Below are 21,280 nucleotides of genomic sequence, written 5' to 3'. Positions count from 1 at the left end.
GCCCGGTCACGCCGGGCGAAACCCATATCGAATGCCATGCGCGACTGCTCGAGCGCACGCGCAACACCCTGCACCTGGCCGGCGAGGCCCTGCTTGGCGATGGCCGGCGCGCGGCGGTCTGCCAGGCGATCTGCCAGATCCTGCCGACGCCGGGCTGATCAGGCCGCCACCAGGCGGACGCGGGCGAAGTTGCGCTTGCCGACCTGCAGCACGCCTTCGAAGCCCGGCGCCAGCACCAGACCTGCGTCCTCGACCACTTCGCCATCGACCCGCACCGCACGCTCCTTGAGCTTGCGATTGGCCTCGGAATTGCTGGGGGTGATGCCGGCGGCCGTCAGCAGCGCGGCGATACGCAGGCCCTCGCCGGGCACGGCGACTTCCTGCAACGGCAGCAGGGTGGTGTCGCCCTGCCCGGTCACCGCCGCATGCCAGCCGGCGATCGCGGTGTCGGCAGCGGCGGCATCTTGGAAACGCGCGGCCAACTCGCGCGCCAGCCGCAGCTTGATGTCGCGCGGATTGAGCCCGGCGGCGACGTCGGCCTTCAGCCGGGCCGCTTCGTCGATCGATATCTCGAAACTGAGCAGCTCGATCCATCGCCACATCAGTTCGTCGCCGATCTTCATGGTCTTGTTGACGATGTCGATCGCCGGCTCGCCGATGCCGATGTAGTTGCCCAGCGACTTGCTCATCTTCTGCACGCCGTCCAGGCCTTCCAGCAGCGGCATGGTCAGCACGATCTGCGGCGGCTGGCCGTGGTGCTCCTGCAGCATGCGCCCCATCAGCAGGTTGAATTTCTGGTCGGTGCCGCCGAGTTCCACGTCGGCTTTCAGCGCCACCGAGTCGTAGCCCTGCACCAGCGGATACAGGAACTCATGCACGGCGATCGACTGCTGCGCGGCATAGCGCTTGGCGAAATCGTCACGCTCGAGCATGCGTGCGACGGTGTACTGCCCGGCCAGCCTGATCATGTCGGCCGCGCCCATCTTGCCGAACCATTCGCTGTTGAAGCGCAGCTCGGTCTTGTCGCGGTCGAGCACCTTGAACACCTGCTCGGCGTAAGTGCGCGCGTTGGCTTCGACGTCCTCGCGGGTCAGCGGCTTGCGGGTGGCGCTCTTGCCGGTCGGGTCGCCGATCATGCCGGTGAAGTCGCCGATCAGGAAAATCACCTGGTGGCCAAGGTCCTGGAACTGGCGCATCTTGTTCAGCAGCACCGTGTGGCCCAGGTGCAGGTCCGGCGCGGTGGGATCGAATCCGGCCTTGATCCGCAACGGGCGACCCCGCTTCAGCCGCGCCTCCAGCTCTTCGGTCTTGAGGATTTCGTCGGCGCCGCGGCCGATCAGGGCGAGAGGGTCGTTGGGGAGCAAGCGCGTGGTTCCGTGGTGAAGGCGTCGATGACGAAGGTGAATGTCGAATTAAATTTGCGTTAATGCGAGTCGGGGCGAAAAAACCCAATTCGGTCAAGGGTTTGACGCGAACATTTCGCGTGACTATGGTACGTCAATTGGCCCGCGCCCCTGCGGGCGGGAACCCTTCCGATGCAGCATCATGGCGATGGCGACGGCCGCAAGCAACGTTTCCGGGACCGTCTGGAAATCCACCATGATACGAGCCTGCATCAGCAGTTGCGCCAGCATCTCAACGCACGCCGCTGGGGACGTCGCCAGTGGATCCACGCCTGCCTGTTCACCACCATCGGCCTGCTGGTGGCGACCATCGTGCCGGGCTTTTCCTCGGCCCTGCAGACGCCGGTCAGCGAGCCACTGGCCACCCTGCCGCTGAGCCTGCCGGCGCTGTCCGAGCGCACCCGCGCCGGTGGCGAAGAGGACGGCTGGCAATTGGTGCGGGTCAAGCCCGGCCATACCCTGAGCGCGATGTTCGAGGAACTGGGCATCCCGGCCGCCACCCTGTACCGGCTGCTGGACAACAAGGACGCCAAAGCGAAGCTGTCGCGCCTGCGTCCCGGCAACGAGATCGCCTTCGACCTCGATGACGACGGCAAGCTGCGCGCCCTGCGCTACGACCGCGACCCGCTGAGCCGGGTCGAGCTGCGGCTGGACGGAGACCAGGTCAAGCAGACGGTGATCGAACGCGAATCGGTCACCCGCACGGTGGTGCTGAGCGGCAAGGTCGGGCGCTCGTTCACCCGTTCGGCACGCAAGGCCGGCCTGACCGCCGCCAACATCAACGCGCTGACCGACGATATCTTCAAGTACGACGTCGACTTCAATTCCGACCTCGATGCCGACGACCGTTTCAGCGTGGTGGTCGAACAGACCTGGCGCGAAGGCGAGCTGGTCGGCACCGGCCCGGTGCAGGCGGCGACCTTCACCGTCGACGACAAGCTGTATTCGGGTTTCCGCTTCGCCCGCCAAGGCGGCAAACCGGAGTACTTCACCGCGCAAGGCCGGCCGCTGAAGAAGAGCTTCATCCGCATGCCGATCCCGTACGCGCGGCTCAGCTCGCGCTTCGGCTCGCGCCGGCATCCGGTGCTGGGCAAGATGCGCATGCACAAGGGCGTGGACTACGCTGCCGCGCGCGGCACGCCGATCATGGCCGCCGGCGACGCGCGGGTGAAGTTCGTCGGCCAGCAGCGCGGGTACGGCAACGTGGTCATCCTCGACCACGGCAAGGGCTACACCACGCTGTACGCGCACATGTCGAAGTTCGGCAAGGTCCGTACTGGCCAACGCATTCCGCAGGGCACGGTGATCGGCTACGTCGGCTCGACCGGGCTGGCGACCGGCCCGCACCTGCACTACGAATTCCGGGTCAACGGCGCGCACCGTAATCCGCTGTCGATCACCATGCCGCCACCGGAACCGCTGGCGGGCAAGGAACTGGCGGCGTTTCGCAGCTACACCTCCAGCGCACTGGCGCGTATCCGCACCGTCGAGGACGTGATCTACGCCGAAGTCCCGCCAGCGAAGGAAGATGCCGGCGGCAAGACCGTCGCCAGCAGCACGGTCAAGCCCGCCGCGGCAAAGAAGGGCTGAGCGCACAGCGCGCCAGCCACCCCGCAAGCAAACTCCGATGTCCGCAAGCGAGCTTTATCTGGGCCTGATGTCGGGCACCAGCGTCGATGGCATCGACGCTGCGCTGGTCGATTTCGCACACGGCCCCCGCTTGCTGGCGGGCCGCGCCTGCCCGTGGCCGGAAGATCTGCGCGCGCGCCTGATCGCACTGGGCCAAGGCGGAGAGGCGACCTCGCTGGATGAGCTGGGCGAACTGGACGTGCGCGTGGCGCATGGCTTCGCCGACGCAGCCAACGCGCTGCTGGAATCGGCCGGCGTGCCGCGCGAGCGGGTTCGCGCGATCGGCTCGCATGGGCAGACCGTGCGCCACCGTCCGCACGCCGCCTACCCCTTCACCTGGCAGATGGGCGATGGCAACGTCATCGCCGAACGCAGCGGCATGACCGTGGTGGCCGACTTCCGTCGCCGCGACGTCGCCGCCGGCGGCCATGGCGCGCCGCTGATGCCCGCCTTCCACACCGCCATGCTGCATGCGGACGATGAAGACCGCGCGGTGCTGAATCTGGGCGGGATCGGCAACTTCACCCTGCTGCCCCGCCACGGCGAGGTGCGCGGCTTCGATACCGGCCCGGCCAATGCCTTGCTCGATGTCTGGTGCGAGCGCCATACCGGCCACCCATTCGATGCCGACGGCGGCTTTGCCGCCAGCGGCCGCTGCGACCCGGCCCTGCTGCAACAGCTGCTGGCCGACCCCTGGTTCGCCCAGCCACCGCCGAAGAGTACCGGCCGCGAACAGTTCCACCTGGACTGGCTGCAAGCCGCCCTGGTCGGCGGCGAAACGCCGGCCGACGTGCAGGCCACCCTGCTGGAACTGACCGTCGCCACGGCGGCTGAAGCATTGCTGCGAGAACAGCCACAGACGCGCCGGGTAATGGCCTGCGGCGGTGGCGTGCGCAACCCGGTGCTGATGACCCGGCTGGCCGACCGCCTGCCGGGCATCGTCGTCGAGTCCACGACCGCGCACGGACTGGACCCGGACTACATGGAAGCGATGGGTTTTGCCTGGTTGGCGCGCGAAACCCTGGCCGGCCGACCCGGCAACCTGCCATCGGTCACCGGCGCCCGCGGGCCGCGCATTTTGGGAACCGTGTACCCGGCCTAGAAACTCTGACCTTCCGGCACGTCCTTCAGCGCCGCGATCGCCTCGGACAGCACGTCCACCTCGGCATCGTCGAAACCGCCGCGCACCTCGGCCTCGACAGCAAACAGGCCCAGCTCGATCAGCTGGGCGATCGTCTCGTGCTCGCTCCAGCCGCGCGCCTCGGCCACCCGGCGGATGCGATCACGCAGCACCGAATCGATATCTTTCAGCACCAGATCGGTCATCCGGACACTCCCTCGCCGGCTTCTCGGGCCGGGTCGCGGATACGCTGCCACAGCCAGGCCAGCAACAGCAAGGTCGGCACTACGGTCGCCGCGCTGAGGATGAAGAATGTACTGTACGAAGTGGCCTCGACGATGTAGCCGGACACGCCGCCGACGAACTTGCCCGGCAGATTGGCCAGCGACACCAGCAGCGCGTACTGGGTGGCAGTGAAATTGCGGTCGGTCAGCGACGACATGAACGCCACCAGCACCGTGCCGGCAAAGCCCTGGAACAGGTTGTCGGCGGTGATCGCGGCGTAGAACGCCCAGATCTGCGAGGGATGCTGCGCCATCAGCAGGAAGGCCAGGTTGGAGATCGCCACCCCCAGCGCGGCGACGAACAGCATCCGGCGGAAGCCGAAGGCCGCCACCGCGGCGCCACCGGCGAACGCACCCAGAATGCCGACCCAGATGCCGAACAGCTTCGACACCGTGGCGATATCGGCCTTGGTGTAGCCCGAGTCCAGATAGAACGGGCCCGACATCACCCCGATCACCTGGTCGGGGAACTTGAACAGGCCGACGAAGGCCAGCAGGACCAGCCCCATGACCCAGCCATTGCCGCGGAAGAAGCTGGTGAACGGCTGCCAGAACGCGCCGACGAAGTCGATCCGCCGTTGCACCGTCGCTTCCGGCGCGACCGGTTCCCGGCACAGCAGGGTCGTCAGCAGCGGCAACAGCATCAGCGCGGCCATTGCCAGATAGGAAAATTTCCAGCCGCGGTATTCGGCCAGGTACAGCGCACCGGCACCGCCGAGGATCAAGCCAATGCGGTAGCCCAGCGTATAGGTCGCCGCCAGCGCCGCCTGCGCGGTGGCCGGGGCGATCTCGATCCGGTACGCGTCCACCGCCGAGTCCTGGGTGGCGCCGGCGAAGGACGCAATCAGCACCCAGACCACCAGCCCGGTCACGCCCTGTTCCGGCCGGGTCAGCGCCAGCGCCGCCAACGCCACCAGCACCCCGATCTGCGAGGCCAGCAGCCACGAACGGCGACGGCCGAGAAAGGCCGTCAGCGGAAAGCGATAGCGGTCGATCAGCGGCGCCCACAGGAACTTCAGCAGGTAGAAGAAGCTGGCCAGGCTGATCAGGCCGATGCTGCCCAGGTCCAAGCCGACATCACGCAGGCGCGTGGACAGCGTCATCGAAGCGATCAGCAAAAACGGCAGGCCCGAACCAAAGCCCAGCAGCAGCATGGTGACCGCCGAGGGCGTGGCGAAAGCCCGGCGGATGCCGGACCAGCCCTTGTACGAAACCGTCTCGTTTGCCGCCTGCGCGTCGCTCATTCCGCGTATTCCACCAGGTACGGGGCATGATCGGAGAAGCGCGGTTCACGGAAGATGGCGCAGGACCTGGCGCGTTTGGCCATGCCCGCGGTGACCAGTTGGTAGTCGATCCGCCAGCCGACATCGTTGGCGCGCGCCGCACCGCGATTGCTCCACCAGGTGTATTCGACCGCTTCCGGCTTGATGACCCGGAAACTGTCGTGCCATCCGTGCGCGGGCGCTTCGACCAGGCCGTCGCCGCAAGCGTCGGCGATCATCCCGTTCAGCCAGGCGCGCTCGGCCGGCAGACAGCCGGAATTCTTCTGGTTGCTGGTCCAGTTCTTGATGTCGTTGCGCGCGCGCACGATGTTCCAGTCGCCGCACAGCACGTATTCGCGGCCGCTGGCCAGCCACTGGTCCATGATCGGTTTCAGCCAGTCCATGACCTGGAACTTGAAGCCCTGGCGCTCTTCGCCCGAGGAGCCGGACGGGATGTAGAACGAGACCACGCTGAGCTGGCCGAAACGCGCCTCGATGTAGCGGCCTTCGTCGTCGAACGGCGCCCAGCCCAGTGCCGTGCGCACCTCGTCGGGTTCGCGGCGGCTATAGATGGCCACCCCACTGTAGCCCTTCCTGGTGATGGCGTCACGGTAGAAGCAGTGGTGGCCATCGGGACGGAAGGCCGGGTCGGTCAGCTGGTCCTCCTGCGCCTTGGTCTCCTGCAGGCAGACCACGTCGGCCTGCTGCTGCGGCAGCCAGTCGAGGAAGCCCTTGTTGGCCGCCGAACGGATGCCGTTGGCGTTGAAGCTGATGATCTTCACGAATCAGGACAAAACTCTTGGGGAATACAGCGGCAGAGCATAACCGCTTCGCGCGCCGGCGCCGGACCGGGCCGGTGGTAGGCTGTGCTGTCGGCGTTTCCCGTTCCCCGCAACCCCATCCCATGCACAAGCAACGCTTTCTGCAACTGGCCCTGGACGCACAGGCGCTGCGCTTCGGCGAATTCACCCTGAAGTCCGGACGCCTCAGCCCGTATTTCTTCAACGCCGGCTGCTTCGACAGCGGCGCCCGCCTGGCCGCGCTGGCTGCCTGCTACGCCGACGCGATGGACGCGTCCGGGGTCGGATTCGACCTGCTGTTCGGCCCGGCCTACAAGGGCATCCCGCTGGCCACGGCGGTCGCCTGCGCGCTGGCCGGCCGCGGCCGCGACCTGCCGCTGGCCTTCAACCGCAAGGAGGCCAAGGACCACGGCGAAGGCGGCCGCCTGATCGGCGCGCCGCTGCAGGGGCGCAAGGTGCTGATCGTCGACGACGTGATCACCGCCGGCACCGCCATCCGCGAGGCGCTGGGCATCATCCGCGAAGGCGGCGGCAGCCCGGCCGGGATCGTCGTCGCCCTCGACCGCCAGGAAGTGCTGGACGAAACCGACCCCCGGCGGCGCTCGGCCGCTCAGGCGGTCGCCGACGACACCGGCGTTCCCGTGATCGCCGTCGCCAATCTGGCCGATCTGCTTGCATTCGCCGGCGAAAACGCCGAACTTGTCGGCTACCGGGATGCACTGCTGGCCTACCGTGCACGCTACGGGGCCGCGACGGAGGCCGGATGAACACGCAACCGACACAGCAGGGGGCTGTGCGATGCCGATGACACGGAACGCCTGTCTGGTTCTGGCGCTGGCCCTGGCAGTCGTTGCGCCACTGCCGGCACAGCAGAACAAGACACCGGCCAAGAAGCTCTATTGCTGGAACGAGAACGGCAGCCGCGTGTGCAGCGACACCCTGCCGGCCAATGCCGTCGATCACGCCCGCGACGAGTTCAGCGCCGCCAGCGGCCTGCGCACCGGCGAAGTCGAGCGCGCCCTGACCGAAGACGAGCGCAACGCCGCCGCCGTGCAGGCCGAACAGCAAAAGATGGACGAAGCCGCCGCCGAGACCCGGCGCCGCACCGACGAAGCCATGCTGAACTCCTATCCAACCGAGAAGGATCTGCGCCGGGTGTTCGAGGAACGCACGGCGCTGCTGGAGAACAGCCTGACCACCGCCAACTACAACCTCACCAGCCTGCGCGACGGCCTGATCCAGTTGCTGCAGCAGGCCGGCGACCGCGAGCTGGCCGGGCAGAAGATCAACGACGAACTGGCCGCGAACATCCACCAGCGCGAAACCGACCTGCGCCGCCAGCTGCAGCTGCAGACCAGCTTCCAGCGCCAGCGGCTGGAACTGGACCAGGACATCGCCGACACCCTGGCCCGCTATCGGGCAGCCAAGGGCATCGCGCCACCGGGCGCCGACGAAGCGCCACCGCCGACCAGCACGCAATAGCCGCGCGACCCTCGGGTGCCGGCGTGAAACCGGCGGCGAAGCTCAGAAGGTCGGTTTCAGCTCCGGCGCCACCTGCGCCAGCAGTTCGCGGAACTGGGTCTTGATCCGCTCCAGCACGTCTTCGCTGTCGGCTTCGAACCGCAGCACCAGCACCGGCGTGGTGTTGGACGCGCGCAGCAGGCCCCAGCCATCATCCCAGTCCGCGCGCAGGCCATCGATGGTGGTCAGGCGCGCGCCTTCGAAGCTGGCCGCCTCAACGAAACGCTCCACCACCTGATGCGGGCTGCCCTTGACCGGCACCTTTATCTCCGGCGTCGACACCCCGTCCGGCAGCGCCTGCAGCACCTCGCCCGGCGCCTCGCCGCGCCGCGACAGAATCTCCAGCAGGCGCGCGGCCGAGTACAGGCCATCGTCGAAGCCGTACCAGCGCTCCTGGAAGAAGAAGTGGCCGCTCATCTCGCCGGCCAGTTCGGCGCCGGTTTCGCGCATCTTGGCCTTGATCAGCGAATGCCCGGTCTGCCACATCATCGGTGTGCCGCCGTGGCGCAGCACCCAGCCCTGCAGCTTGCCGGTGCACTTGACGTCGTACAGGATCAGCGCGCCGGGATTGCGCTCCAGCACGTCGGCGGCGAACAGCATCAGCAGGCGATCGGGGAAGATCACCGAGCCGGCCGGGGTGACCACGCCGAGGCGGTCGCCGTCGCCGTCGAAGGCCAGGCCGAGGTCGGCGTCGAAACGCTGCACCATCTGCACCAGGTCTTCCAGATTGTGCGGCTCGCTGGGATCGGGATGGTGGTTGGGGAAGGTGCCGTCGACCTCGCAGTACAGCGGCACGACCTCGGCACCGATCGCTTCCAGCAGCTGCGGGCCGAGCTCGCCGGCCACGCCGTTGCCGGCGTCCACCACCACCTTCAGCGGGCGGTCCATCTGCACGTCGTCGGCGATCCGCTGGATGTAGTCGGCGCCGACGTCGCGTTGCTCCAGGCCGCCGGGCAGGTCGGCGCTGTGCAGGCGCTTCTCGCTGATGCGGGCATACAGGTCGGTGATCGCCTCGCCCGACAGCGTCTGCCCGCCAACCACGATCTTGAAGCCGTTGTAGTCCGGCGGGTTGTGGCTGCCGGTCACCGCCACGCAGCTGCCCGCGCGCAGGTGATAGGCGGCGAAATAGGCCACCGGGGTCGGCGCCAGGCCGATGTCGATGACGTTGCAGCCGGCCTTGCGCAGGCCTTCGATCAAGCCCGCCGCCATTTCCGGTCCTGACAACCGGCCGTCGCGACCGACCACGATGTCCGGCAGGTCCTGTTCGCGCATCAGGGTGCCGATGGCCTGGCCGATCAGTTTGGCGACCTGCGGGCTGAGCGACTGTCCGACGATGCCGCGGATATCGTAGGCGCGGAAAATCTCCGGATCCACGGCGATGTCCGTCTGCTCCGCGTAGTTGAGCTTCGTGCTCGTGTCGTCTTCGCTAGAGATATTGCGCTCCTGCTTGGGTAACGGGTTGTCCTGCAAGGTCTGCCCCAGGGTGGGCTCGTTGTCGGTCGGCGCACCTGCCGGCACGCCGGCGCTCGCGCGCGCCGGCATCCGCAGCCGGCCCTTCCACAGCAGCAGCAGCAGCACCGCCAGAACCCCGCACAGTCCGGCCACGATCAGGCAGGGCATGGCGCCGAGTCCCAGCGGGCCGTCGGTGCCGTCCGGCAATCCGGCCACCACCCGCAGGCTGCTGTCACCGACCGGCCGCGCCAGCGATTCCGCGCCGCCGGACAGCGAGGTGTTGCCCTTCTGGGTCAGGGTATAGCCGCCCTGGCGCAGGCCGACATAGGTGCCGCCGGGAACCGGAGCGCGATCGAGCGCGTCGGTCACCACCGAGGGGGCAAGTTTCATCAGCACCAGGCGGTCGCCGGCAACCGCCGCAACGCCGAGCGCAGGCTGGCCGTCTTCGCTGATCATCCGCGCCACCGGCTTGCCGTCGCGCTTGACGGTTTCCAGCAGGGCCAGCTTGGCATAGCCGAAGCCGGCCGCATCGACATACGAGGAATGCAGGTCGGTGGACAGCAGTTCCGCCTCCTGCGCGCCGTCCCAGCCTTGCTTGAGCAGCGCCGCGACCGCATCGGCATCGCCCGCAGCCAGCGCCGCCTGCACCGGCGCCTCGGCCAGCCGCGCGGCCAGCGTCGAGGTCTGCGCCGTCACCGCCTGCTCGGCGGCCTGCATGACCTGATCGCGGACCTGACGCAGCTGGTCGGCCTGGCGCTCCTCGCGCCACTGCTGCACACCGGACAGGCCGAACCACAGCATCAGCACGCCGCACAATGCGGCCAGGTACGGCAACAGCCGCCTGACGGTGTCAATCGGCAACCCACCCACCATCCCCGGATTCTTTTCGGCCATAGACGTTCCCGACTGTCCCCTAGCGGATGCCCGTGTGGCCGAAGCCCCCTTCACCACGCGCGCTGTCCGCGAAAGTATCCACGACCTGCAAGCTTACCCGCGTGACCGGCAGCACGACCAGTTGCGCGATGCGGTCGCCGGGCTGGATGGTGAAGGCCTCGCGCCCGCGGTTCCACACGCTGATCAGCAGCGGGCCCTGGTAATCGGCGTCGATCAGGCCGGTGCCGTTGCCGAGCACGATGCCGTGGCGATGACCCAGCCCCGAGCGCGGCAGGATCACCGCGCACAGGCCCGGGTCGCCAAGATGAATGGCGATGCCGCTGGGGACCAGGGCGGCGTCGCCCGGCGCCAGCACCAGCTCGGCCTCCAGCGCGGCGCGCAGGTCCATGCCGGCGCTGGCCTCGGTGGCGTAGGCCGGCAACGGCCATTCGTCGCCGAAGCGCGGGTCCAGCAGTTTCACTTCCATCGGACGGGTCCGGCTCATGCCTGCAGTCGCTCCACGATCAGGTCGATCAGTTCGTCGGCCAGTTGCGTCTTCGGTGCCGAGGCGAAAGCGCGCTCGCCGTCTGGCCAGTAGGCGGTCATCGCATTGGAATCGCTTTCGAAGCCGCCCCCCTCGATGCCGACCCGGTTGGCCACGATCATGTCCAGCCGCTTGGCCTGCAGCTTGCCGCGCGCGTAGCCGGCGACGTTCTCGGTTTCGGCGGCGAAGCCGACCACCAGTTTCAGCCGACCCTCGGTGCGGGCGGCCACTTCGGACAGGATGTCGGGCGTGCGCACCAAGTCCAGCCCCAGCGATTCGCTGGACTTCTTGATCTTGTTGGCCGCCGGCTGCCGCGGCGTGTAGTCGGCCACCGCCGCCGCGCCAATATAAATGTCGGCCGGGAACGCAGCGAACACCGCCTCGCGCATCTGCGCGGCCGAACGCACGTCGACGCGGGCCACCCCGGCCGGAGTCGGCAGATGCACCGGCCCGGCCACCAATACCACTTCGCCGCCGCGCCGGGCCGCGCCGTCGGCGATGGCGAAACCCATCTTGCCGCTGCTGCGGTTGCCCAGATAGCGCACCGGGTCCAGATCCTCGTAGGTCGGGCCGGCGCTGACCACCACCTTCAGCCCGTGCAACGGCAGGGAAGGCCTGGCCGGCAGCGCCGTGCCGGCCAGCGCGGCCACGATGTGCTCCGGCTCGCTGAGCCGGCCGGGCCCGGATTCGCCTTCGGCCAGCGGGCCGTCTTCCGGGCCGACGACCTGCACTCCGCGCTGGCGCAGAGTTTCGACATTGGTCTGGGTGGCCGGGTTCAGCCACATGCGGTGGTTCATCGCCGGGCACACGGTCAGCGGCGCGTCGGTCGCCAGGCACAGCGTGGACACCAGATCGTCGGCATGCCCGCCCGCCAGCCGCGCCAGCAGGTCGGCAGTGGCCGGGGCGACCACCACCCGGTCGGCCCAGCGCGCCAGTTCCAGGTGGCCCATGGCCTGTTCGGCGGCGTGGTCCCACAGACTGGTGCGGGTCGGCTGGCCGGACAACGCCTGGAAGCTCAGCGGGGTGACGAACTGCTGCGCACCGGCGGTCATCGCCACCTGCACCTGCGCCCCGGCCTCGCGCAGGCGTCGCACCAGTTCCAGCGCCTTGTAGGCGGCAATGCCGCCGCCCACGCACAGCAGGATGTGTTGACCCGCCAGAATTTGCGCCACGTCGGGGATTTCCTACCTGCAGACCGCCTTTTAGCTTACCCGATCGCCGTGAACGGCCTGATGCCGTTCGCGCATGGCCTGATGCACGCTGGCCACATGCACATCCGCGACTGGCCCGCCGAAGAACGTCCCCGCGAAAAGCTGCTGCAACGCGGCGCCGGCGCCCTGTCCGACGCCGAACTGTTGGCGATCTTCCTCGGCTCGGGCCTGCGCGGCCGCGACGCGGTGCAGACCGCGCGCGATCTGCTGCTGGCGCACGGCCCGCTGCGCCGACTGCTGGAACGCGACGCCGCCGGGCTGGCCGAACTGCCGGGACTGGGCCCGGCGCGGGCCTGCGCACTGGCCGCGGCACTGGAACTGGGCCAGCGCCAACTGGCCGCCGAGCTGCAACGCGGCAGCACCCTGACCGACCCGGCTTCGGCCGGCCGCTATTTCGCCCAGCGCCTGCGACCGTTGCCGCACGAGAGCTTCGCCGCCCTGTATCTGGACAGCCGCCACCGCGCACTGGGCTTCGAGGAACTGTTCCGCGGCACCATCGACGGCGCCGAGGTGCATCCACGCGAAGTGGTGCGGCGCGCGCTGGCGCACAACGCCGCGGCGGTGATCGTCGGCCACAACCATCCGTCCGGCAATCCGGAACCGTCGTCCGCCGACCGCGCGATCACGGCCCGCCTGAAACAAGCACTGGGCCTGGTCGATATCCGCCTGCTCGACCACTTCGTCGTCGGCGACGGCCCGCCGGTCTCGCTGGCCGCGCGCGGCTGGGTGTGAGCGCCGAATTCGTGGGACGGCGCGAAAAGCTAGAATAGCCGGCCGGAAACCAGCCGATCCCACCGTCCCGTGAAACAGCCATTGCGCGCCCTGATCGACCAGGGCATCGACGCCCTGCGTGCCGCCGGCAGCCTGCCGGCCGATGTCGCCACACCCGACTTCGTGGTCGAACGCCCCAAGACCCGCGAGCACGGCGACTTCGCCACCAACGCCGCCCTGCTGCTGGCCAAGCCGGCGCGCAGCAATCCGCGCGCGCTGGCGCAGCTGCTGCTGGACGCGCTGCCGGCCAGCGCCGACATCGCCAGGGTCGAGATCGCCGGCCCCGGTTTCATCAACTTCCACCTGACCGCCGCCGCCTATCAGCGCGAAGTCGCCACCGCCCTGCGCCAGGGCCGCGACTACGGCCGCAACGGCCGCGGCGAAGGCAAGGTAGCCGGCGTGGAATACGTGTCGGCCAATCCCACCGGCCCGCTGCACGTCGGCCACGGCCGCGCGGCCGCGATCGGCGATTGCATTTCGCGGGTGCTGGCCGCCAACGGCTGGAGCGTCACGCGCGAGTTCTACTACAACGATGCCGGCGTGCAGATCGAGAACTTGGCCCGCTCCACCCATGCGCGCCTGCACGGGCTGAAGCCCGGCGACGCCGACTGGCCGGAAGCGGCCTACAACGGCGACTACATCCAGGACGTGGCCGATGCCTATCTGCGCGGCGACTCGGTCGAGATCGAAGGCCAGGTCGTCACCGGCAGCGGCGACATCGAGGACCTGGACGCGATTCGCCGCTTCGCCGTGGCCTGGCTGCGGCGCGAACAGAACGGCGACCTGGAAGCGTTCGGCGTGAATTTCGACGTGTACTTTCTGGAAAGCTCGCTGTACCGCGACGACAAGGTCGAGGAAACCGTGTCGCGGCTGAACGCCAACGGTCGCACCTACGAGGAAGGCGGCGCACTGTGGCTGCGCAGCACCGACTTCGGCGACGACAAGGACCGGGTGATGCGCAAGTCCGACGGCAGCTACACCTACTTCGTGCCGGACGTGGCCTATCACCTGTCCAAGTGGCAGCGCGGCTACCGGCGCGCGATCACCGAGCTGGGCGCCGACCACCACGGCTCGCTGGCGCGGGTGAAGGCCGGCCTGCAGGCGCTGGATCTGGGCATTCCCAAGGACTACCCGGAATACGTGCTGCACCAGATGGTCACAGTGATGCGCGGCGGCGAGGAAGTGAAGCTGTCCAAGCGCGCCGGCAGCTACTTCACCCTGCGCGACCTGATCGACGAGGCCGGGCGCGACGCCACCCGCTGGTTCCTGATCGCGCGCAAGCCCGATTCGCAGCTGGTGTTCGACATCGACCTGGCGCGCCAGCAGAGCAACGACAATCCGGTGTTCTACGTGCAATACGCGCACGCACGCGTCTGCAGCCTGCTGCGGCAGGCGGCCGAGAAGGGCTACCGGCACGATGCCGACCACGGCATCGCCCAGCTGTCGGCGCTGGACGACGATGCTTCGCTGGCGCTGATGGTGGAACTGTCGCGCTACCCGGAAACGGTGGAAGCGGCCGGCGACCTGCTGGAACCGCACCTGGTGGCGCAATACCTGCGCGAACTGGCCTATGCTTTCCACACGTGGTACGCGGCCACCCCGGTACTGGTCGAAGACGCCGCGCTGCGCGACGCACGGCTGGCGCTGGCGCTGGCGGTGCGGCAGGCGCTGGAAAACGGCCTCGACCTGCTCGGCGTGAGCGCACCGGAAAAGATGTAGGCACCCGCACGGCGCGCATGGACCGCGCGCGAATGGAGAATCGACAGATGGCGGCACGACGCAACAAGACCCAGGCCAAGCGCAACTCCGGCAACAAGACCCCCGGCTGGCTGTGGCTGGTGATCGGACTGGTGCTGGGCCTGGCAGTGTTTTTCCTGGTCCCCGGCCTGATCAAGAAAGACGGCGACGGTTTCTTCCGCCCGCAGCCCAACCCGGACGCGCAACCGGCGCCGGTGGCCGACGCCGATACCGACGTGGCGCCGGAGGTTCCGGCCACGAATGCCGAGCCGGATGCGCCGCAGCCGACCCAGTACGAGTTCTACGACCTGCTTCCGGGCAAGGAAGTACGGATGTCCGACGCCGAGCTGGCCGCCAGTGCCGAAGCCGAGCGCAACCGCGCCGAACAGCAGCGCGCGCTGCAGGCGCTGACCCAGGGCAACGCCGCCGAAGCGCCGGCCTCGGCGGCCGAACCCGCGCCGCCCAAGCCGCTGGACGAAACCACCGCCACCACCCCGGCAACGCCGACGCAGGCGACACCCGCGCAATCGACCGAAACTCCCGCGCCTGCGCCGACCACGGTCGCCAGCGCCGACACCAGCGCGCGCTACATCCTGCAGGCCGGCGCCTTCGGCGCGACGGCCGATGCCGAAGCGACCAAGGCCAAGGTCGCCCTGCTCGGACTCAATGCCCGCGTCGAACCAGCGCAGATCAACGGCAAGACGGTCTACCGCGTGCGCATGGGCCCCTACGGCAGCGCCAGCGAACTGGCCGAGGCCAAGCAGAAACTCGCCAACGGCGGCCTGCCGGCGATGGCGATCAAGGCGCAATAGCCCGCCGGTGTCGCCAGTCGTTCGCACCGGCGCCCGGACTCGATGACCCTCGCTCGCAGCATTGCATGCAGCCCTGAGGAACCCTGACCATGGCCACCCAATCCCACTGGTTCTTCTGGGCGCTGTCGTCCGCCGTGTTCGCAGCGTTGACGGCCATCTTCGCCAAGGTCGGCTTGCAGGGCGTGGATTCGGACTTCGCCACCCTGATACGCACCGCGTTCATTCTGCTGGTGCTGATGATGTTCGTAAGCGTCACCGACAAGTGGCAAAGCCCGTCAACGCTCTCGCCTGCCACCTGGGGATGGCTGTTGGCATCGGCGCTGGCCACGGGTGCGTCCTGGATCTGCTATTTCCGCGCGCTGCAGGCCGGCAACACATCGCCGGTGGCGGCCGTGGACAAGCTCAGTCTGGTCCTGGTGGCGGTGTTCGCCTTCGCTTTCCTGCACGAACGACTGAACCTGCGCGAATGGCTGGGCATTGCCCTGGTCAGTGCCGGTATCATCACGCTGGCCTTCAAACGCTGATCCACGTCGCCTGCATGAACAAGACCGCCCTCATCACCGGTGCCACGTCCGGCTTCGGCGTCGCTGCCGCCCGCCGCTTCGTTGCCGCCGGCTGGAAGGTCGTCGTCACCGGCCGCCGCGCGGAGCGGCTGCAGGCGCTGGTCGATGAGCTGGGCGCCGAACACGCACATGCCGCAGCGTTCGACATCCGCGACGCCACCGCGATGAACGCGGCGCTGAATTCCCTGCCGGAAGCCTTCGCCGGCATCGACGTGCTGGTCAACAACGCCGGCCTGGCCCAGGGCACGCGGCCGGCACAGCAGGCCAGCCTGGACGACTGGCGCACGATGATCGACACCAACGTCACTGCGCTGGCGACCCTGACCCACCGCCTGCTGCCGTCGCTGATCGCACGCAAGGGCGTCATCATCAACATCAGTTCGGTCGCGGCCACCTATCCGTATCCGGGCGGCAACGTCTACGGCGGCACCAAGGCCTTCGTCAGCCAGTTCTCGCTGGGCTTGCGCAGCGACCTGCACGGCACCGGCGTGCGCGTGACCAGTATCGAGCCGGGCATGGCCGAAACCGAGTTCACCCTGGTTCGCACCCACGGCGACCAGGCCGCCTCGGACAAACTGTATTCCGGCGCGAACCCGATGACCGCCGAGGACATCGCCGAGCAGATCTTCCACGTCGCCACCCTGCCGCCGCACCTGAACATCAACCGGCTGGAGATCATGCCGGTGACGCAGAGCTTCGCCGGTTTCCAGGTGGCGCGCGACTGAGCGCGTGTCCGGCTTGACGGCGCGCTACGACCTGTATGCCTGCGACCGCGCCGACCGCTGCCGTTACCTGCTCGGTCGCGGCGGCGACCGCCTGTTGTTCACGATCGGGTTGAACCCGAGCACCGCGACACGGGAAAAATCCGATACCACGGTTGCGAAAGTCGAGCAGGTAGCGCTGCGCCACGGGTTCGACGGCTTCGCGATGCTGAATCTCTACCCGGTCCGCGCCACCGATTGCAGCACCTTGCCGGACGCGGTCGAACGCAAGGTCTGGGCGGAGAACCTGCGCCGTATCGTCGAAATCGTCTCTTCGACGGAAATGCCTGTTCTGTGGGCGGCCTGGGGAAGTGGTATCCGGACGCGCGGCTACTTTCTGCAAGCGGCGCACGAGCTTTCACAACGGCTGGACGGTTCCGGCGCCCGCTGGCAGCACTTCGGCCCACTCACGGCAGAGGGACATCCGCGCCATCCGTCCCGCCTGAGATACGCGTGGAATTTCGGCGACTTCGCGATCGACCGCTACCTCGTCCGGTTTTTGAATCAGCCCAGCGGCTCGTCGCTCAGATAGGTGTAGCCGGTCAAACCGGCTTCCAGCGCGGCAGACAGGGCGTCCGCTTCGGTCTGCGGCAGACCGGCGTCGCCGACCCGGCACGCATAGGCCGCGCGCAGGTCATCCAGTTTGTAGCCCACGTAGTCCAGCATCACGTCGGTGGTGTCGCCACGGCGTTGCTGGCTGAGCATGTAGCCGTCGCCGTCGACCTTCACTTCCACCGCATCGGTGTCGCCGAACAGGTTGTGGATGTCGCCGAGGACTTCCTGGTACGCGCCGACCAGGAAGAACCCGAGTCGGTAGCTTTCGCCGGGCCGCAACGGATGCAGCGGCAGCGAGCTGTCCAGGCCTTCGTTCTCCACGTAGGTGTCGACCTGACCGTCGGAATCGCAGGTCACGTCGGCCAGGATGCCGCGCCGGGTCGGCGCTTCGTCCAGGCGCTCGATCGGCACGATCGGGAACACCTGGTCGATCGCCCACACGTCGGGGATCGATTCGAACACGCTGAAGTTGACGAAGTACTTGTCCACCAGCCGGTCGTTGAGCTCGTCCAGCACCGGGCGATGGCTTTTTTCCTCGCCGGTCAGGCGCGCACGTACCGCATGCGCGATCAGGTAGAACAAATCGTCCAGCCGGGCGCGCTGGCGCAGGTCGATCTGCCCCAGCGCATAGGCGCTCAGGCCCTCGGCGTGGAAGTGCTGCGCTTCCTGGAACAGTTCCACCGCCGGTCGCGAATCGACCTCTTCGGCGATTTCGCGCAGGTGGCGCACCGCCGCCGGCTCGTCGTCGGACAGCGGCGGCACCCGCCCTTCCGGCGCCGGCTCGACCTCGGACACATTGGCCACCAGCACCGCATGATGAGCGGTCATCGCACGACCGCACTCGGTGACGATCCGCGGCGGCGCCAGCCCGTACTGCTCGCAGGCTTCGGCCAGCGGCTGCACGATGTTGCCGGCGTACTGGTTCAGGCCGTAGTTGATCGAGCAGTCGCTGCGCGAACGGGTGCCCTCGTAGTCCACGCCCAGGCCACCGCCGACATCGACGTGGCCGATCTTCGCGCCCAGCTTCGACAGCTCGACGAAATAGCGGGTGGCCTCGCGCATGCCGCTGGCAATGTCGCGCACGTTGCTGATCTGGCTACCCATGTGGAAGTGCAGCAGGTTCAGTGCATCCTGCAGGCCGTGTTCGCCCAGCGTGTTCCACAGGTCCAGCACCTGCCGCGGCGACAGCCCGAACTTGGCCTTGTCGCCGCCGCTGTTCTGCCACTTGCCGGCCCCCAGCGAGGCCAGCCGCATGCGCACGCCCAGACCGGGGTGCACGCCCAGCACACGCGACTCCTCGATCACCAGCTTCAGTTCGGACGGCTTCTCGATGACGATGAAGGTCTGCAGGCCCAGCTTGCGGCCGATCAGCGCCAGACGGATGTATTCGCGGTCCTTGTAGCCGTTGCAGACGACCAGTCCACCCGGTCGCGACAACGCCAGCACCGCCATCAGCTCGGGCTTGCTGCCCGCTTCCAGGCCGAAGCCCTCGCCGACATGGCTGGCCAGGGTGCCGGCCACGCCGAAGTGCTGGTTGACCTTGATCGGGTACACCGCGGTATAGCCGCCGGCGTAGTCCCAGTCGGCCTGCGCCTGCGCGAACGCGGCCTGCAGCTTGCCCAAGCGCTGGCCGAGGATGTCGGGGAAGCGCACCAGCAACGGCAATCGTGCGCCGGCCGCGCGCGCGGCATCGACCACCTCGGGCAGGGCCACGACCGGACCGGCCTCGCCCTGCGGCCGCACCACGATCCGCCCGCGCGCATCGACGTCGTAGAAGCCGTCGGCCCAGTGGGAGATCGAATAGGTTCTGCGGGCGTGGTCGGGAGACCAGGACATGGCGGTTTCCGGGCGAAAGCGGCCGGCGCATTCTACAGGCAGCGGACACATGCGGCCGCTACAATGCGCCGCTTCCGGCACCCTCGCCCCGCTTGCGCACTCCCATGACCCAAGACACCTGGTACATCGAACATTTCCAGCCGACCGGCTCGGCCATCGGCTTCCGCACCACCGCCAAGCTGGACGAGGTGCAGTCGCCGTTCCAGAAGATCGAGATCTACCAGAGCACCGACTGGGGCAAGCTGATGGTGATCGACGGCGCGATGATGCTGACCACGCGCGACAACTTCTTCTACCACGAGATGATCAGCCACCCGGTGCTGTTCACCCATCCGGCGCCGAAGCGGGTGGTGATCATCGGCGGCGGCGACTGCGGCACCCTGCGCGAGGTGCTCAAGCACCCGGGGGTGGAAAGCGCCACCCAGTGCGACATCGACGAGCAGGTCACCCGCATGTCCGAGAAGCACTTCCCGGAGCTGTGCGAATCCAATGGCGATCCGCGCGCCGAGCTGCTGTTCGACGACGGCGTGGCCTACATGGCCAACTGCGCACCGGGCAGCGTCGATGTGGTGATCGTCGATTCCACCGACCCGATCGGACCGGCCGAGGGCCTGTTCAACCAGGCCTTCTTCGAGAGCTGCTTCCGCGCGCTGAAGGACGACGGCCTGCTGGTGCAGCAGTCCGAGTCGCCGCTGGCGCTGCTGGACCTGATCAAGGACATGCGCGCGGAGATGGGCAAGGCCGGCTTCCGTGCATTCAGGACCCTGCCGTTTCCGCAGCCGTGCTATCCGACCGGCTGGTGGAGCGTGACCCTGGCCAGCAAGGCCGACGGTTTCGGTTTCGACTTCCGTCGCGCCGATGCCGAAGCCAAACCGTTCGAGACCGCCTACTACAGCGCCCACCTGCACGACGGCGTGCGGGTCGCGCCGCCGTTCGTGGCGCGCGCGCTGGGGGAATAGCCGCGACGGCGGCAACCCGCGTCAGTACACCGAAGGCACGTACATCGACTCCGGCACCGGGTGACGGATGTAGTCCGGGTTGTGTTCGCGCGCCGGCAAGGCGATCGAATCGTGCTCGATCTCGCCGTACGGCACCTGCGCGAGCAGGTGATGGATGCAGTTCAGGCGCGCGCGCTTCTTGTCGTTGCCTTCCACCAGCCACCACGGTGCCTCGAAGATGTGGCTGCGCTCCAGCATCTCCTCCTTGGCCTTGGTGTAGGCCTCCCAGCGTCGCCGCGACTCCAGATCCATCGGCGACAGCTTCCACTGCTTCAGCGGGTCGTGGATGCGCATCTGGAAGCGGTTGTGCTGCTCGTCGTCGCTGATCGAGAACCAGTACTTGACCAGGATCGTGCCCGAACGCACCAGCATCTTCTCGAACTCCGGCACGCTGCGGTAGAACTCCTCCAGTTCGTCGTCGGTGCAGAAGCCCATCACCCGCTCGACCCCGGCGCGGTTGTACCAGCTGCGGTCGAACAGCACGATCTCGCCGCCGGCCGGCAGATGCGGCACGTAGCGCTGGAAATACCATTGGCTGCGCTCGCGTTCGCTCGGCGCGGGAAGTGCGGCCACCCGGCAGATGCGCGGGTTCAGCCGCTGGGTGATGCGCTTGATCGCACCGCCCTTGCCCGCCGCGTCGCGCCCTTCGAACAGCACCACCACCTTCAGCTTGCGGTGCACCACCCAGTCCTGCAGCTTGACCAGTTCGCCCTGCAGCCGCAGCAGTTCACGGAAATAGAGCCCGCGCGGCAGGTCTTCTCCGGCCTCGTCCGGGGCCTCGAGCAGCGCGTCCAGGCGCGCGTCGTCCAGCTCCAGTTCCAGTTCCTCGTCCAGGTTGTCGCGGATTTCCTCCTGCAACAGACGGGCGTAATCCGGCATGCCGCCGGGAAGATCGCGGTTCATCGCTCGGCCTCAGCGGGAAAGGATTCCCATCTTGGCCAGCGTGGATGACGGAAAAATGACGGTCCGGTTCCAGTCCCGATCACAAACGGCCCAGCCCGTCCTGGCCGGCAAGGCAGGCATGAATGGAACGCTGAAATGTCGAAATGACGTCTGAACGGCGTCGAAAGTCCGTCGGAGAAATGTGGGAGTCCTGTTAATATTGCAAAGCTGTAAAGTTCAGTAATTGCCGGTCCGGCCCCGTGGCG

General features: G+C 67.9%; 21 protein-coding genes (1 of these 21 running past the window's edge). 12 read left to right on the top strand and 9 right to left on the bottom strand.

All coding sequences use genetic code 11. The features are described from left to right. Positions 1-158 carry the 3' portion of a PaaI family thioesterase gene (locus CSC70_RS03070; RefSeq protein WP_162455151.1) on the top strand. Its footprint begins 292 nt before the window's first position, so only the last 158 of its 450 coding nucleotides appear in the window; its start codon lies off the left edge, out of view; the stop codon is at positions 156-158. On the opposite strand, the gene tyrS is transcribed toward CSC70_RS03070, so the two are convergent. Next, positions 159-1,364, bottom strand: coding sequence for a tyrosine--tRNA ligase (tyrS, locus tag CSC70_RS03065; protein ID WP_162455150.1), 1,206 nt, complete (start codon positions 1,362-1,364; stop codon positions 159-161). Positions 1,365-1,535: 171 nt separating this feature from the next. Between tyrS and CSC70_RS03060 the strand changes: the two genes are divergently transcribed. Together CSC70_RS03060 and CSC70_RS03055 are read left to right on the top strand one after the other, a co-directional pair. Beyond that, complete coding sequence (locus CSC70_RS03060; protein WP_162455149.1) at positions 1,536-2,993, top strand: M23 family metallopeptidase; 1,458 nt, start codon at positions 1,536-1,538, stop codon at positions 2,991-2,993. 37 nt (positions 2,994-3,030) lie between these two features. After that, positions 3,031-4,134 (top strand): anhydro-N-acetylmuramic acid kinase, encoded by a 1,104-nt coding sequence (locus CSC70_RS03055; protein WP_162455148.1) that lies wholly within the window; start codon positions 3,031-3,033, stop codon positions 4,132-4,134. On the opposite strand, the gene CSC70_RS03050 is transcribed toward CSC70_RS03055, so the two are convergent. The 3 genes from CSC70_RS03050 to CSC70_RS03040 are packed head-to-tail and all read right to left on the bottom strand — an operon-like array spanning position 4,131 to position 6,480. Further along, complete coding sequence (locus tag CSC70_RS03050) at positions 4,131-4,358, bottom strand: hypothetical protein (RefSeq protein ID WP_162455147.1); 228 nt, start codon at positions 4,356-4,358, stop codon at positions 4,131-4,133. The genes CSC70_RS03055 and CSC70_RS03050 overlap by 4 nt on opposite strands. After that, the gene (locus CSC70_RS03045; protein ID WP_162455146.1) at positions 4,355-5,680 is read right to left on the bottom strand and encodes an AmpG family muropeptide MFS transporter; all 1,326 of its coding nucleotides are present in this window, start codon (positions 5,678-5,680) and stop codon (positions 4,355-4,357) included. The genes CSC70_RS03050 and CSC70_RS03045 overlap by 4 nt, the downstream gene beginning before the upstream one ends. Beyond that, entirely contained in the window at positions 5,677-6,480 is an 804-nt protein-coding gene (locus tag CSC70_RS03040) for an exodeoxyribonuclease III (RefSeq protein WP_162455145.1), read from the bottom strand. The genes CSC70_RS03045 and CSC70_RS03040 overlap by 4 nt, the downstream gene beginning before the upstream one ends. Positions 6,481-6,602: 122 nt before the next feature. On the opposite strand from CSC70_RS03040, the gene pyrE reads away from it, so the two are divergent. Both pyrE and CSC70_RS03030 read left to right on the top strand, forming a co-directional pair. Then, on the top strand, positions 6,603-7,265 hold the full coding sequence (gene pyrE, locus CSC70_RS03035; protein ID WP_162455144.1) for an orotate phosphoribosyltransferase: 663 nt from the start codon (positions 6,603-6,605) through the stop codon (positions 7,263-7,265). Positions 7,266-7,296: 31 nt separating this feature from the next. After that, on the top strand, positions 7,297-7,980 hold the full coding sequence (locus CSC70_RS03030) for a hypothetical protein (protein ID WP_162455143.1): 684 nt from the start codon (positions 7,297-7,299) through the stop codon (positions 7,978-7,980). Between the two features lie 42 nt (positions 7,981-8,022). Here the strand turns inward: CSC70_RS03030 and CSC70_RS03025 are convergent, their stop codons facing one another. From CSC70_RS03025 to coaBC, 3 genes are read right to left on the bottom strand one after another with little or no spacing between them, the layout of a single operon-like run. Continuing rightward, positions 8,023-10,365, bottom strand: coding sequence for a phosphomannomutase/phosphoglucomutase (locus CSC70_RS03025; RefSeq protein ID WP_425501505.1), 2,343 nt, complete (start codon positions 10,363-10,365; stop codon positions 8,023-8,025). Positions 10,366-10,384: 19 nt separating this feature from the next. After that, positions 10,385-10,849, bottom strand: a complete 465-nt coding sequence (dut, locus tag CSC70_RS03020) for a dUTP diphosphatase (RefSeq protein ID WP_162455142.1) — start codon at positions 10,847-10,849, stop codon at positions 10,385-10,387. Beyond that, positions 10,846-12,060, bottom strand: coding sequence for a bifunctional phosphopantothenoylcysteine decarboxylase/phosphopantothenate--cysteine ligase CoaBC (coaBC, locus tag CSC70_RS03015; RefSeq protein WP_162455141.1), 1,215 nt, complete (start codon positions 12,058-12,060; stop codon positions 10,846-10,848). The genes dut and coaBC overlap by 4 nt, the downstream gene beginning before the upstream one ends. 96 nt (positions 12,061-12,156) lie before the next feature. Here coaBC and radC point away from each other — a divergent pair, with 96 nt between their 5' ends. The 6 genes from radC to CSC70_RS02985 all read left to right on the top strand — a co-directional run bounded on the left by radC (position 12,157) and on the right by CSC70_RS02985 (position 17,275). Further along, positions 12,157-12,831 carry a RadC family protein gene (gene radC / locus CSC70_RS03010; RefSeq protein ID WP_162455337.1) on the top strand — a complete coding sequence of 225 codons (675 nt, stop codon included), beginning with the start codon at positions 12,157-12,159 and terminating at the stop codon, positions 12,829-12,831. A 69-nt stretch (positions 12,832-12,900) separates the two neighbouring features. Then, positions 12,901-14,589 (top strand): arginine--tRNA ligase, encoded by a 1,689-nt coding sequence (gene argS, locus CSC70_RS03005; protein ID WP_162455140.1) that lies wholly within the window; start codon positions 12,901-12,903, stop codon positions 14,587-14,589. A gap of 47 nt (positions 14,590-14,636) precedes the next feature. Further along, positions 14,637-15,419, top strand: a complete 783-nt coding sequence (locus CSC70_RS03000; RefSeq protein WP_162455139.1) for an SPOR domain-containing protein — start codon at positions 14,637-14,639, stop codon at positions 15,417-15,419. Between the two features lie 89 nt (positions 15,420-15,508). Then, on the top strand, positions 15,509-15,943 hold the full coding sequence (locus tag CSC70_RS02995) for an EamA family transporter (RefSeq protein ID WP_162455138.1): 435 nt from the start codon (positions 15,509-15,511) through the stop codon (positions 15,941-15,943). A gap of 14 nt (positions 15,944-15,957) precedes the next feature. After that, positions 15,958-16,707, top strand: coding sequence for an SDR family NAD(P)-dependent oxidoreductase (locus tag CSC70_RS02990; RefSeq protein ID WP_162455137.1), 750 nt, complete (start codon positions 15,958-15,960; stop codon positions 16,705-16,707). A gap of 13 nt (positions 16,708-16,720) precedes the next feature. Continuing rightward, positions 16,721-17,275, top strand: a complete 555-nt coding sequence (locus CSC70_RS02985) for a DUF1643 domain-containing protein (RefSeq protein ID WP_162455136.1) — start codon at positions 16,721-16,723, stop codon at positions 17,273-17,275. Here the strand turns inward: CSC70_RS02985 and speA are convergent. Further along, a complete protein-coding gene (gene speA / locus CSC70_RS02980; protein WP_162455135.1) occupies positions 17,248-19,134 on the bottom strand; it encodes an arginine decarboxylase in 1,887 nt (628 codons plus the stop codon). The two genes, CSC70_RS02985 and speA, sit on opposite strands and share 28 nt — an antisense overlap. Before the next feature lie 104 nt (positions 19,135-19,238). Between speA and speE the strand changes: the two genes are divergently transcribed. Further along, the gene (speE, locus tag CSC70_RS02975) at positions 19,239-20,093 is read left to right on the top strand and encodes a polyamine aminopropyltransferase (RefSeq protein ID WP_162455134.1); all 855 of its coding nucleotides are present in this window, start codon (positions 19,239-19,241) and stop codon (positions 20,091-20,093) included. A 21-nt stretch (positions 20,094-20,114) separates the two neighbouring features. Here the strand turns inward: speE and ppk2 are convergent, their stop codons facing one another. After that, complete coding sequence (gene ppk2, locus CSC70_RS02970) at positions 20,115-21,035, bottom strand: polyphosphate kinase 2 (RefSeq protein ID WP_162455133.1); 921 nt, start codon at positions 21,033-21,035, stop codon at positions 20,115-20,117. Between the last annotated feature and the right edge of the window lie 245 nt (positions 21,036-21,280).

Origin of the sequence: Pseudoxanthomonas kalamensis DSM 18571, assembly GCF_010211745.1 — a bacterium.
Classification (GTDB): Bacteria; Pseudomonadota; Gammaproteobacteria; order Xanthomonadales; family Xanthomonadaceae; genus Pseudoxanthomonas_A; species Pseudoxanthomonas_A kalamensis.
The sequence above is the reverse complement of the archived record's forward strand: the minus strand, read 5'-3'. Positions and strand labels throughout refer to the sequence as shown.